This is a genomic window from Maribacter sp. (assembly GCF_039968975.1).
Taxonomy (GTDB): domain Bacteria; phylum Bacteroidota; class Bacteroidia; order Flavobacteriales; family Flavobacteriaceae; genus Maribacter.
This window is the reverse complement of sequence record NZ_JBDVOT010000081.1, coordinates 21713-35346: the sequence shown is the minus strand read 5'-3', so window position 1 is coordinate 35346 and position 13634 is coordinate 21713. Positions and strand designations below refer to the sequence as shown.

Here is a 13634-nt window from a genome sequence, read left to right as displayed (position 1 = left end):
AACTGAACCGTATAAATGAAATAATACAGCCGCCACATAGTACAGATTTAGAAATAAGACCAATTGCCAAAAACCTTTTTAATCAAGATATTTCATATGATAGCATGTTAATGCCCTATGAATATCCAGAACGTTAAAAATAGCGATATGTCCTCTTAAAAAAAGGTATTTAATACTTGTCTAGCTTCAATATTTTGAAGTCATTAGGGTGAAGCTATATATTAGGTAGATGAGTCAATAATCTCATTTTTACAACAAACCACTCTCTGTTTAAAACCTCATTTTTGTAAAGTCAGGTTGGATAAGCTACGTAATAAATAGCAGACCTTAATTCCTGAAAATTAAAATATTAACCTAATTATTAAAATCTATATTATGAAGAAATCGTTATTAATGATAGTATTTGCATTTGCCACAATGAGCATTGCAACTAGCTGTAGAGAAGAAAAAACTACAGGAGAGAAAATTGAAGAAGGAATAGATGATGTTGGAGATGAAATCGAAGATGGAGCTGACGAAGTTGAAGACGCGGTAGATGATGCTACTGATGACAACTAGAAATATAATATTGCTATGAAAAGAAAAGCCAGGTAGTTCGCTACCTGGCTTTTTTATTTATAAAGAATTTCAATCTTTCTTACCGTTACCCGTTAGCACACTTAATAAACCATCTTGCAGATTGATCCATAAGTAATTAAAGAATGATTTGTGCCTTACCCGTTCTGCAGAAATGTCTCCGTATCTATATCCGTCAGCATCTGTTTTAGAGCCATCGTTGACAAATAGATTTCCAATAAAAGAAAGTATTTTTTTAACGCCGTTTCGCTCTTTGTTCAAGACTTGAAATTTAAAATCTTCGTAGCTCATTTTTATATCACCAGTAGAAGTATATTCATCTCCAGAAATGGTAAAATAGAGTTGGTCTATGGTACCTGTTGTCTTTGTTCTAAGATTAGGTACAAGAAATTCATTTAAGTTGGCTGTATTGAAATTTGATAGTCCACCAGAAATAAGAAAAGCGCTTCTTGGGTCAAAGACATTGAACTGCCAATCTAGATAAAATTTACCGGCACCCATTAGGTTGGCATCTAGATTAATCTTTAAAGCATCTTCACTTTCAATATTAGAGAGGTTACTAATGGCAACGTTTAAATTTTGAAAACTTAAAGCTCCGGCAGATGCATCATTTGGAATATCTTCCTCGTACACAATTGCTCCTTTTTCAATGAAAACAGAGTCAATTGCGACTTTAAAGGGCAGTTTTTGTAATAATTTGCCATAAAGTGGCTTATTTCTGAAATCTTCCAATCTAGATTTATCCCTATATATATCTAAATTAGGTTCAGAAAGAAGTAGTTCTTTAAAATTAATATGAAGAGAATCGTTTGTTGCTAAATAATTATGATTGTCAACTTTTAACAACGGAATAAACAAATTAATATGGTCTCTTTCATACCTTATTTTTTTGCTTAATGCTGACTTAGAGTAAATAGTTGCAAGAGAAATGTTATTGATGTCAATAGTGGAGTTATTGACTACCATAGATTTCATTTTCAACCTTTCAAACTCACCTAATGGAGCATTAAAATTTAGAATGTCAATATGGTAAGAACCAAAGGTGAAAGGAACATATTTTTTAATGATATCTGGGTCTGTAACCACATTTTTTAGGGAGAGATTAATTTCATCTACTGCAATTAATTTTATCGCTTCGTCATCATCCCAAATTTCAACAACACCAGATTCAAATATAAGTTCTTCAACAAATATTTCTTTCAATAAATTAATAGGGTTGCTTTGGTTGGCATCATCATTATCTTTGGTATCAGGGCAGGTTTTAAAGTTGAGATGTGGTTTACTAAGTGTTAGGTTTTTAATGAAGATAGAATTCTGAAATAGAATTTGCCAATAACTAAAGCCTTTTACCGAAAGCTCATCTGCATTGACTTTTATCTCACATGAAGAGGTTTGTTTACCTAAACTTACAACGGCAACATCTGTAAAGGAGATATCTCCATGAAGTAGACTAATAGTGAGGTCATCATATGAAAAGTCTACATGGTTAGGTACTTTTCGTTCTAGAAAACTAATAACCTCTTTCTTCATCTTCCATTCGGCAAGCATATAGCCGCCAAAGCAGATAATAGAGAATAGCAGAATCCATTTTAAAATCTTTGACATAAGGTAATAGTTAGAAAGTAATTTGAGGTATAAACACCCTATGCACAGAAGAAAACCTTATAGGGTCATAAGGCTTTTATTTATACGGCTTTTCTATACCTGCACTATCAGGATCCATGTATTGCTTAAAGTCTGATGCACTTGTAAGTTCAATAAATTCTTTTCCTTTGATTATTATGGCATTCTTTAGAAAGCTAGGGTTCTTGTTCAAAATTTTTAGCCAACCATCATCATCAAGATTAACGGTGTCTTCACCATAGGCATCTTTAAAATCCGGGTGGTCTATGTTGACCAGGTCAGAAATGTTTTTGTTGAGACCATCGGCTAATTCTGCCCATTGGGTACCGGTTACATTTGTTTTAGAAATGTCTATTGTTAAATGTTCTTTACCAGAAGACGTTACGTAAGCATTTAACTGTTTACCTATTGAGTTTTCTGAACTGTAATATAATGTTATCTGTTTTTTATCCATAGCAATTACTCCCATCACTTTTTTTTAAAAGTACTCACAACTAGAGGGAGTAATTAACTCGTTTACTACTAAAAGTATCTTGATTAGGTTTTTAAGCCAAAGGGTGGGTTTATTTATGGTATATTGATGATAAACAACGAATAAGGTGGTAAATACAATTTTTTGGCTTGCTTATATAGCAGTAACTCTGTGGAGTATTGTCAATATAATTTTTAATGGATCTAAGGCAACTAAGATGATTAGTTGGTCTTTGTCTGTTATTATATTTCCCTTTTTAGGACCACTATTATATTACCTATTTGGTATTAACAGAAGAAAATTTAAACTCTTTAAGTTAAAGCAGACCGAAAAAAGAAGATTGTATTCAGAAACCCATAAAGAGCTTGAGGGCGGTGAACAAAGTGTGCATGAATTTGAAGATTATAAGCATGATAAACTTGCGACGCTTATTAGAAAAAACAGTTTTTTCGCACCTTATGACGGTAATAAAATTACCTTATTAAATGATGGGGAAGAAGCTTTCGGGGCTATTTTTAAAGCAATAGAAGAAGCCAAAGATTTTATACATCTTCAATATTATATTTTAGAAGAAGGCATGTTGCTAGACAAGTTTCATGACCTATTTGCTAAAAAAGTAAAAGAAGGGGTAGAAATTAGAATGTTGTATGATTCTTTTGGTAGCAATTCTATGCGTGGCAAAAGGGTAAAACGTTTTAAAGATTTAGGGGTTAAAGCCTATTCTACCATGCCCATCCGGTTTGGTAATCTGTTGTTTACCCTTAATTATAGAAATCACAGAAAAATTATCATTATTGACGGTAAAGTTGGTTTCACAGGCGGATTCAATGTATCAGATAAATACATGAAACCTGTATCTGAACTAGGTGTTTGGCAAGACTTACATCTTAAAATTGAAGGTCCTGCGGTCAACAGTCTACAACGGGTTTTTGTGAAAGACTACCATTTTGCAGGAAAGGAAGAACTGCTGTTACAAGATAAGTACTTTCCAAAAGTAGAACCTATGGGCAATACGGTAGCACAAATAATCTCCAGTGGTCCAGATTCTAAGTTTCCGGCTATTATGCAGCAATATCTGGCTATGATCAATATAGCAACTAAAAGTATTTGCATAGCCAACCCTTATTTTATTCCTGGAGAACCGGTTTTGGAAGCCATTAGAATTGCAGCTTTAAGCGGAGTTGAGGTAACCTTGTTAACACCTAAAATATCAGATTCATTATTAGCTCAATACAGTATGTTTTCCACATTTGAAGCTTTGTTGGAGGTTGGCGCCAATATTTACTTGAGACCAGATTTTTCTCATAGTAAGGTAATAATTATAGATGGCGAAGTGGTTTCTGTAGGTTCAGGTAATTTTGACTATCGAAGTTTTGAGCACAACTTTGAAACCAATGCTATTTTATATGACAAAGAAAAAGCATCGCATATAGAAAAGCTCTTTACAAGACATTGTACAGACGATGCAAAAGTAGATTTAGAAAAGTTTAAAAAGAGATCACCGTTCAGTAAGTTTTTAGAAGGTCTCGCCAAATTCTTTAGTCCGCTATTGTGATGAAACTTATATATAAAATCAAAATAAATTATTTAATCTTAATACTACTAAGTTACCCTATGGTTGCATCCGCACAACATATAATTCCTGAAGAAATAACCGAAGAAGCAAAAATTGCACTTTCTCATTATCCTGAACTTGCCAATACCAAGATTGAATTCAAGTTTAAGAAGGATATAAAGAAGTCTACCATGCAGGCACAACCATCATTTTGGAGTGTCTTTAAGTCTAAAAAAAATAGGTCCTATTTTATTTTGATAAGTGAAAGGATAAAGATTGCAGATTCTGTGTATTACACAAAAGATATACCTTCAGAAATTATGATTGGGTGGTTGGGTCATGAACTAGGTCATGTAATGGATTACCAGCAGCGTGGAGGGTTCAATTTAATAGGTTTTGGGTTTAAATACATTACCTCAGAAAATTATATACGAGAGGCTGAGCGCCGTGCAGATTCTTTTGCAGTTACACATGGTATGGAAACCTATATACTTGCTACAAAAGAGTTTATTTTAACTAAAGCAGGTTTAACTAAAGCGTATGTAGACCGAATTAAAAACTTCTATTTATCACCAGAAGAAATTATGATTTTGGTAGAAGAAAGAGACGCTGCGCTTAAGGAGTAAAACCGCTATGTTTTATTGCTGTTTTTCAACGAAAGCTTCCCACTCGGCAAACTTTTCCTCTTTCATTACGCGTTCCATTTTTATCTGTCCGCCTTTCTTTTTATTACTGTCGTTCCAATTATAAAACACTTCAGGGTCAATGGTAAAAACCTTAACTCCTTTTAATGCTTTTGAACGGGCAACTTTGTAATTCTTGTTCGCAGCCTTTAAAGACTCATCTAGTTTTTGGGCAATTTCTTTTGGGTCATGCGTTGCCTTAGTTCCTAAATACCAGGTATGGTAAAAACCATCTTCATATTTCTTTGCACAAAGGGTATATTCAGGTACTTCAATGTCAAAAGTCTCCATGATATCTTGTAGCGCATCATCTAATTTATTGACAGATAATTGCGAACCCACGGTGTTCAAAAAGAATTTGGTACGACCGGTTATTTTTATTTCGGCACGTTCTACATCTGTAAACTCAATAGTATCACCAATAAGATAGCGCCAAGCGCCACTAACAGTACTTATGATCAATACATAGTTTTGACCTGTTTCAACCTCGGATAGTGTTAGGGAAGGAGCATCTTGAGCAAGAGAACCATCTTCTAAAATATAATCAGGATTGAAAGGAACAAACTCAAAATAGATTCCGTTATCGGTCACCAATTTCATGGCATCGGTTTCAGGTCTTGCTTGAAAGGCAATAAACCCCTCTGATGCCAAATAGGTGTCAATTACCGTAACAGGTTTCCCCATTAAAGCATTAAAACTCTTTTCATAAGGACCAAAAGCTACTCCGCCAGAAGTGTACACTTGCAGGTTGGGCCATATTTCATGAATATTATTCAAGTTATGTTTTTTAATGACCTCTTTCAGCATTAATTCTATCCAAGAAGGAATACCACTAAGAGCACCAATATCCCAATCGGCAGCTTGCTCTGCAATTTTTGCAACACGCTCGTCCCAATCATCAATTTTGGCAATTTCTTTTCCGGGTTTGTAGTAACCACTAAACCAAGACGGAATATTACTGGCGCTAATACCGCTGATCTCACCTTCTAAATGGTCATCATTTTCAACCAAATCTGTAGAACTGCCCAGCATTAAAATACCTGTTTCAAAGAAATCTGCCGGAAGGTCAAAATTTGATATTGCCAATACCTGTTTAATACCCGCTTGTCTTATAGAGTCTATCATAGCATCTGTAACCGGTATACGTTTACTTGTTTTGCCTGTAGTACCAGAACTCAATGCAAAATAATCTGGACTTCCAGGCCATGTAACATCGGTTTGGTCTTCATGTAATTTATGCCACCATTTTTCATTGATTTGATTATAGTCGAAATAAGGCACGGCATCACGAAATGCTTGCTGCGAATTATCACTTTCCAAAATATTGTTGAAGTCATAGGCTTTACCAAAAGAAGTATCTTTTGCGGTTTCTAAAAGGTTTTGAAGAACAGCTTTTTGATCTTCAATTGGGTTGTCATCACCAGTAATTTTGTCGGTAATATCGATGACACCTTTTATAAAATTTCCTATGATATTCATGTGTAGCAGTATTTTTGGTTAGTATCGCTAAATTACTGGTTACATGAAGTAAAGATTAACCCTAATCTGAAATATGTGGACTTTATTGGGTTGAGATGTTAAGAGACAATATTAAAACTTAATGTTTCATTTTATATGAATTTGTAGAAAGCTTATTCATTTTGAAAATCTTTTCTTATTTCCAATTCCATTTCTAATTGCTCCAACCAAAATCCGTTTTGTTTTATAATTTTAGAATCTGCTAATAATAGTTCCGATTTTAGTGTTTCAAACTGTTCGTCAGAAAAATTAGAATTCATATATGCGTCTTCTCCGTTTTCATTTTGAACTCTTTCAATGAATTTGCTGTAAGCAATTAAGGAGTCGGTCATTGAGCTAAAATTTGAGTTGAAAGGTTTAGAGGAGAAATAATCTTCATGATCAAGAAATTCTATTCGATCCTCTAATTCAGTATTTACGACAATGGGGTCTCCGTCACTGCAACTTCCAATAACTATGTACTTATCAAATTCAGGCTCTAAGAACTCATAAATTTTTGTCAGTTTATGAATTCCCTGGTATAAATCATCTGAATCTGTAACGAAACTAAGGAATGGAGCAGCACTTTGTGGAAGTCCAGCAGTGTTTAGAAATTGGATAGAGGCATCACTCAATCCAAGCCCATTTAACCTATTTATACTAATAGGGTTAAGCTTTTCTTCATTAGAAGTCCATAATTTTTTAAACTCTTCTGGTTTCATTTACAAGCGTATTGAGAATAATTAAACTAAACTTAAAAATACAATCTTTAACTAAGCAAAATAAGCACAACTCCCGCAGAAATTTACACCAAAATAATTCTATTAATTGAATTTGTTTCTTTCGTAATCTATTCTGTTCCTACTATTCGAATATTGCCACATTTTGCATGCGATATCCAAACCTTAGATGACACAAAATTGTATCTCAATAGCATTTCCCAAGTTTCATTGTGGTATCTATAAAGTTCGGTGTAACCTTCACCTTTACATCGCTGGTTTTCCAAAATTGAAATTTTAGCATATTTATGGTCTTTTGAAAATATAGGTTTAGAAATTTGGAAGTATATATTCTCTTCGTCATTAATTTTCTCGTCAATTTCCCAAGCTTTGACCAGTTCTTGGTTAAGCTTTTTATTTTTCCAAATCTTATTTTTATTCCAAAGCATTTTTTTCTTTACTACTATAGTATGGAGTTTTTTATTACTTAAAATACTATCGTATTTCCCGGATTTAATATTATATTTTACAAAAATGATACTCTTTCCTAGAGGTGGAGAAAATCTTTTATACTTATCTCTTGACAGATATTTGACATTTTTTAAAGAGTAGTTTGTCCAATCTATTGTTTCCTCATTTGATCTATATATCAAGTCTAATGGAAAATTATTGTCTAACAATTTTAATTCTCGTAGTTGAAATTTTTGAAGCGAATCTTTAATAATAGGATCTTCTAAACCTTCTTTAAATAATAAGTAGTGCTCAAAGTCTTTCGGGAAATCATGATCAATAATACTTTCAACTAAACTTGCAGTCATCGGATCTTGACTGAATATATTTAAGACAGAAAAAATCGAAAGTATTAAAATGTAATTTTTCATCTAGTATCGAAAAAGGTCTTTAAAATTGATTTTCACGCCAAAATAGCTCAAACCTAAAGATATAACACTAACTAAGCATAATCAGCACAGCACCAACAGCGGTTAAAACCAAAATCATTTTTCTAAAAAACGCTTCTTTAATGTGTTTAATAAACCGAATGCCTACAAAGAAACCTAAAAGTATGCCAGGTAAAAGCATCAGGTTTAGAGTTAGTGATTCTAGGGTAATGGTTTTCCAAACAAAAAAGTGAAAGGGAAGTTTAATGATATTCACGATTAAAAATAACCAAGCAGCAGTACCAATAAATTGATTTTTGGGCAACCGCATGGCTAAAAAGTAAATATTGGAAAATGCTCCGGCTAAATTACCTACCATGGTGGTAATACCGGCTATGGTGCCAATTGCGCCGGCAAACGTCCAATGAGATGGTACGTTTTTGTCTTTTTTACGATCCCAATAAAACATCATGGCTACGGTAATGATAATTATGATTGCCATACCTATTTTAAAAAACTTCTCGGGTAATTCATTTCCAATAAAAACACCAATGAGCAAGCCAAAAAGCATCCATGGTAGTACTTTAAAAACATACTTCCACTGTGTGTATCGATTGTAATAGATTACGGCAAAAATATCCGCAAGAACAAGAAGCGGTACTACCATGCCTGTTGACTGTCTTGCGCCAAATGCCAAAGCCATTATCGTTACGTTTAAAACGGCAATTCCTTTTATGCCCGCTTTAGATAATCCTATGATAAAAGTGGCAATAGACGCCAAGATCCATGCGGTTGGGGTAATTTCAGTAGTTATTGATAGAAGCACGTGGTACGTTTAGCGTATTAGATATAAAAATGTCCTAAAATAATATATCTTTAACAATCAACCTAAAACCAACTTATGGAACTCAGTACGTTAGACTATACTTTTATTATAGTTTTCTTTTCCCTTGTCTTAGGCATAGGGTTTTATGTATCAAAAACATCAGGTAAAAATTCATCAGAGTTTTTTCTATCCGGTCGTACTATGCCATGGTGGCTTTTAGGGCTTTCAATGGTGGCAACTACGTTTTCAACAGATACACCCAATTTGGTGACCGATATTGTTCGTACAAACGGCGTTTCTGGTAACTGGGTTTGGTGGTGTTTTTTAATAACAGGTATGTTGACTGTTTTCGTTTATGCAAAATTATGGCGTAAATCAAATGTAAATACAGATTTAGAGTTTTATGAAATGCGCTATGGCGGAAAACCAGCTAGTTTCTTAAGAAAATTCAGGGCAGTTTATTTAGGGGTGATTTTTAATGTCATTACCATGTCTGCCGTAACATTGGCAGCGATAAAAATAGGAAGCATTATGCTGGGTCTAGAACCTTGGCAAACGGTTGTAAGTGCTGGTCTTATTACAGTAACCTTTAGCGCTCTTGGCGGATTCAAAGGTGTGGTGTATACAGATTTCCTTCTGTTTTTTGTGGCTATGGCAGGTGCCATAGGTGCTGCATATTACTTGGTAAATATTCCCGAAGTTGGCGGTATTGAAGCCTTAATGGCGAATGAGAACGTAGCTTCAAAATTGAACATATTACCAGATTTCAGTAATAAAAAGGCATTGATTACTTTATTTATAATTCCGCTGGCCGTACAATGGTGGAGTTCTTGGTACCCAGGTGCAGAGCCAGGTGGTGGTGGTTATATTGCGCAACGTATGTTGGCGGCAAAAGATGAAAATCACGCTATTGGGGCAACCTTCTTTTTCAATATCATGCACTACGCATTAAGACCATGGCCGTGGATTTTAGTGGCATTGGCCTCCATAGTGGTATACCCAGATTTGGCGAGTATACAAGAAGCTTTCCCAAATGTAACAGCAGACAAATTGGGTCATGATTTAGCATATTCTGCTATGTTGACCAAACTACCTAGTGGATTGTTAGGGGTTGTGTTGGCTTCTTTGGTAGCCGCATATATGAGTACCATTAGTACACAGTTGAACTGGGGGTCGTCATACATTGTTTTTGATTTCTATAAACAACAGATAAACCCTAATGCATCAGAAAAAAGATTGGTGGCAGTGGGTAGAATTTCTACGATAGTTTTAATGTTATTTAGTGCTACATTGGCATTGTTGCTACAAAATGCACTTCAGTTATTTGATATTTTATTGGCTTTCGGTGCAGGTACCGGACTCATATTTATTCTAAGATGGTTCTGGTGGAGAATTAATGCATGGAGTGAAATTACTGCAATGTTCGCATCGGGTATTATTTCTATCATATTAAAATTGACTCCCGTAGGCGCATATCTTTTTGCAACGGAAACAGGGGTGTTACCAGACTGGTCAGAATACATATTTATAGTGGTGGTAACTACGATCATTTGGTTGATAGCTACTTTTATGACACAGCCAGAATCTAATGATACTTTAAGAAGCTTCTATAAAAAAATACAACCAGGTGGTCCGGGTTGGTCAAAAGTAGTTGCTCAAGCAAAAACTGATTCCGTTAAGATTGTAGAAGACAAAGAAAAATGGAGTGTACCAGCCGGTGTTACAGCTATGCTATTAGGGGTAATTCTAATTTATTCTATAATGTTCGCAACCGGATATTGGATTTATGGTAGAACCACACAGGCTATCGTTTTAACCGTAGTTTCTGCAATAGCCGGGGTGTTATTGGTAAAAGCTTGGAATCGCTTAAAAGGAAACATTTTATAGCTTTAAGATGAAAAAGGAAAGAATTTTATCTGTCGATATTTTTAGAGGAGCCACTATTCTTCTAATGGTCTTGGTAAATACCCCGGGAACATGGTCTAATGTGTATGCCCCTTTCTTGCATGCCGACTGGCATGGTTATACACCTACCGATTTAGTTTTTCCGTTCTTCCTTTTTATAGTGGGTACATCAATTGCATTCTCCTATAAAAACAGAACTGTAGATGCAGCTGCTTATAAAAAGATTGCCATTAGAGCATTGAAGTTAATTGCATTGGGTCTTTTCTTAGGGGCATTTCTTATTCATTTTCCGTTCTTTAAAAGTTTTAGTGAAATTCGTTTTCCGGGAGTGTTGCAACGTATTGGCGTAGTATTCTTTTTCGCGGCATTATTATTCATCAACCTGAATTGGAAACAATTGATTTGGGTGGCAGCGATATTATTAATAGGCTATTGGTTGTTAATGACATTTGTTCCTGTGGAAGGTGTGACATCTACATTAGAACGGGCACCAAATAATCTAGCCAATTGGATAGATGTAAAAGTTTTTGGTTCTCATAATTATAAAGCAGATTATGACCCAGAAGGATTATTGAGTACTATGCCTTCTATTGCAAGCTCCTTATTAGGAGTTTTTACGGGTCTCATTTTAACCAGTAAACAAGAAAAGAAAGCCACCATTTTAATGGGACTGGGAGGTAGTCTCTTAATCATTGGTCACATTTGGGATATATTCTTTCCCATTAACAAGGCCCTTTGGACAAGTAGTTTCGTTTTAGTAACCGCAGGTTGGGCAAATCTTATTTTAGCTTTAATTTATTATTTGACAGACATAAAGAAAATAGAGTTCGGGTCTGTGTTCAGATATGCAGGTGCAAATGCAATCGTTATTTATTTTCTATCTAGTTTTATAAGTAAGGTAATGGGTCAAATACAAATTGGTGACACCTCGTTACACGGGTGGTTGTTCCAAAAAGTATATGTCCATGATTTTTTGGCACTAGAAACATCCTCCCTTTTATACGGGCTAAGCGTAGTGCTGTTTTATAGCCTTGTGGGATACATTCTATATCAGAAAAAGATATTTATAAAGGTATAGGTAGTTATTTCGCCATCAGTTTGGCAACATACTTTCCAATAACATCAAACTCCAGGTTAACAATGGTACCCGGTTTGTAGGTGTTGAAACGAGTATGTTCATACGTATAAGGTATAATGGCTACTTCGAAAGAATTTTTTCCAGAATTAACGACAGTTAAACTAGTACCGTCAATAGTAATAGAACCTTTCTCAATAGTAGGGTTACCAGTTGCGGCATCATAGGTAAATGAGAAGATCCAACTTCCATTATCTTCCTTTACACTTGTACATTCACCGGTTTGATCAACATGGCCCTGAACAATATGCCCGTCTAATCTAGATCCTAAAATCATGGCACGTTCCAAGTTTACAACATCATTGGTTTTAAGCGTATCTAAGTTGGTTTTATTCAGTGTTTCAGCAATAGCGGTTACCGTGTAAGTAGTATCGGTAAGACTTACAACCGTAAGGCAAACACCGTTATGCGCCACACTTTGATCTATTTTAAGTTCAGGAGTTAAGCTAGATTCTATGGTGATATCTAAGTTTCCGCCTTTAGCTTCAAGAGAAGTAACCTTACCTAATGTTTCAATAATTCCCGTAAACATGTGTCGTTTAATTTAAGTAATTTTGTCCTTTAATATGTGTCCCAATATTTAAATTAGGACGACCACTATGCTTCTCCTTTTGGAAAGTGAAAACCAAGTTTAAGGTTTTAAGTGGGGTTACAAAGGTACAGATTATCATGGAGGAAAATAGGAAAATAAGGTTAGGCATCTCAATAGGAGACTTAAACGGAATAGGATGTGAAGTTGCATTAAAAACATTCCAAGACAGCAGAATGTTAGACTTCTGTACTCCTGTTATTTTTGCTTCAAACAAAATAGTTTCCTTTCAAATGAAGCAGTTGAAACTTAATGTTGTTTTCAACGGTATACCAGATGCGTCAAAAGCGATAGATAATAAGGTCAATATTGTAAATGTTTGGAAAGAGGTGCCAAGAGTAGATTTTGGTCAAGCGACCAAAGCTGGTGGTGAATATGCTATAAAATCTTTGAGAGCAGCGGTAGATGCATTGAAGAAAGGTGATATAGATGTATTGGTAACGGCACCGATCAACAAGAATAATATTCAGTCAGACGAATTTAAATTCCCGGGGCATACAGACTTTTTAGCTCAAGAGTTAGATGGTGAAAGCTTAATGTTTATGGTAACAGATACCTTAAAGGTTGGTTTGTTAACAGATCATGTAGCGGTAAAAGATGTTTCTGCAGCTATAATACCAAGACTGATACGCGATAAGATCAATACCATTGAAAAATCATTGAAGATGGATTTTGGTATTCGCAAACCAAAAATAGCATTGTTGGGTATAAATCCACATAGTGGAGATAATGGTGTAATTGGCAAAGAAGACGATGAGGTAATGAAGCCGGTTATAAAAGAAATGGCAAATATGGGTCATTTAGTATACGGTCCGTACTCGGCAGATAGCTTTTTTGGCTCAGACGGTTATAAAAAGTTCGATGCAATTTTGGCGGCATACCATGATCAAGGTCTAATTCCGTTTAAAACAATAGCATTTGGTCAAGGGGTAAATTTTACGGCGGGGTTAAGTAAGGTGAGAACATCGCCAGATCATGGAACAGCCTATGAAATAGCAGGAAAAGGTGTGGCAGACGAGAGTTCGTTCAAAGAAGCGGTCTTCATGGCACTGAAGATTTTTAAGAACAGAACAGAGTATGAAGAGCTGACCAAAGACGTATTAAAAAAGCAACGTTTAAAGAGAGAACGTTAAAATTTAGTCCGATTAAAAAGTTATAAAGATAAATAGTTGATAA

13 protein-coding genes are annotated in these 13634 nt (G+C 35.0%); 6 read left to right on the top strand and 7 right to left on the bottom strand.

Going from position 1 to position 13634, the window contains the following annotated elements; all coding sequences use genetic code 11:
* Positions 1-375 precede the first annotated feature (375 nt).
* Positions 376-558 (top strand): hypothetical protein, encoded by a 183-nt coding sequence (locus ABJI11_RS06040; RefSeq protein ID WP_276491342.1) that lies wholly within the window; start codon positions 376-378, stop codon positions 556-558.
* Between the two features lie 69 nt (positions 559-627).
* On the opposite strand, the gene ABJI11_RS06035 is transcribed toward ABJI11_RS06040, so the two are convergent.
* Positions 628-2181 carry a hypothetical protein gene (locus tag ABJI11_RS06035; protein WP_348350363.1) on the bottom strand — a complete coding sequence of 518 codons (1554 nt, stop codon included), beginning with the start codon at positions 2179-2181 and terminating at the stop codon, positions 628-630.
* A 76-nt stretch (positions 2182-2257) separates the two neighbouring features.
* Entirely contained in the window at positions 2258-2668 is a 411-nt protein-coding gene (locus ABJI11_RS06030) for a hypothetical protein (RefSeq protein WP_348350361.1), read from the bottom strand.
* 130 nt (positions 2669-2798) lie between these two features.
* Between ABJI11_RS06030 and cls the strand changes: the two genes are divergently transcribed.
* Complete coding sequence (cls, locus tag ABJI11_RS06025; protein ID WP_348350359.1) at positions 2799-4226, top strand: cardiolipin synthase; 1428 nt, start codon at positions 2799-2801, stop codon at positions 4224-4226.
* Positions 4227-4285: 59 nt separating this feature from the next.
* Complete coding sequence (locus tag ABJI11_RS06020; RefSeq protein WP_348350357.1) at positions 4286-4852, top strand: hypothetical protein; 567 nt, start codon at positions 4286-4288, stop codon at positions 4850-4852.
* Positions 4853-4864: 12 nt separating this feature from the next.
* Here the strand turns inward: ABJI11_RS06020 and ABJI11_RS06015 are convergent, their stop codons facing one another.
* From ABJI11_RS06015 to ABJI11_RS06000, 4 genes are all read right to left on the bottom strand, one after another.
* Positions 4865-6388 (bottom strand): GH3 auxin-responsive promoter family protein, encoded by a 1524-nt coding sequence (locus ABJI11_RS06015; RefSeq protein WP_348350355.1) that lies wholly within the window; start codon positions 6386-6388, stop codon positions 4865-4867.
* A gap of 152 nt (positions 6389-6540) precedes the next feature.
* The gene (locus tag ABJI11_RS06010) at positions 6541-7128 is read right to left on the bottom strand and encodes a hypothetical protein (protein ID WP_348350353.1); all 588 of its coding nucleotides are present in this window, start codon (positions 7126-7128) and stop codon (positions 6541-6543) included.
* 128 nt (positions 7129-7256) lie between these two features.
* The gene (locus tag ABJI11_RS06005; protein ID WP_348350351.1) at positions 7257-8006 is read right to left on the bottom strand and encodes a hypothetical protein; all 750 of its coding nucleotides are present in this window, start codon (positions 8004-8006) and stop codon (positions 7257-7259) included.
* 67 nt (positions 8007-8073) lie between these two features.
* Positions 8074-8829, bottom strand: a complete 756-nt coding sequence (locus ABJI11_RS06000; RefSeq protein ID WP_276491335.1) for a sulfite exporter TauE/SafE family protein — start codon at positions 8827-8829, stop codon at positions 8074-8076.
* Positions 8830-8904: 75 nt separating this feature from the next.
* Here ABJI11_RS06000 and ABJI11_RS05995 point away from each other — a divergent pair, with 75 nt between their 5' ends.
* On the top strand, positions 8905-10716 hold the full coding sequence (locus ABJI11_RS05995) for a sodium:solute symporter family protein (protein ID WP_348350349.1): 1812 nt from the start codon (positions 8905-8907) through the stop codon (positions 10714-10716).
* 7 nt (positions 10717-10723) lie between these two features.
* The gene (locus ABJI11_RS05990; protein WP_348350347.1) at positions 10724-11812 is read left to right on the top strand and encodes a DUF5009 domain-containing protein; all 1089 of its coding nucleotides are present in this window, start codon (positions 10724-10726) and stop codon (positions 11810-11812) included.
* A gap of 4 nt (positions 11813-11816) precedes the next feature.
* Here ABJI11_RS05990 and ABJI11_RS05985 read toward each other — a convergent pair whose 3' ends face one another.
* Complete coding sequence (locus tag ABJI11_RS05985) at positions 11817-12401, bottom strand: riboflavin synthase (protein ID WP_348350345.1); 585 nt, start codon at positions 12399-12401, stop codon at positions 11817-11819.
* A gap of 137 nt (positions 12402-12538) precedes the next feature.
* On the opposite strand from ABJI11_RS05985, the gene pdxA reads away from it, so the two are divergent.
* Positions 12539-13591: a 4-hydroxythreonine-4-phosphate dehydrogenase PdxA gene (gene pdxA / locus ABJI11_RS05980; protein WP_348350365.1), complete on the top strand. Its 1053-nt coding sequence runs from the start codon at positions 12539-12541 to the stop codon at positions 13589-13591.
* Positions 13592-13634 lie beyond the last annotated feature (43 nt).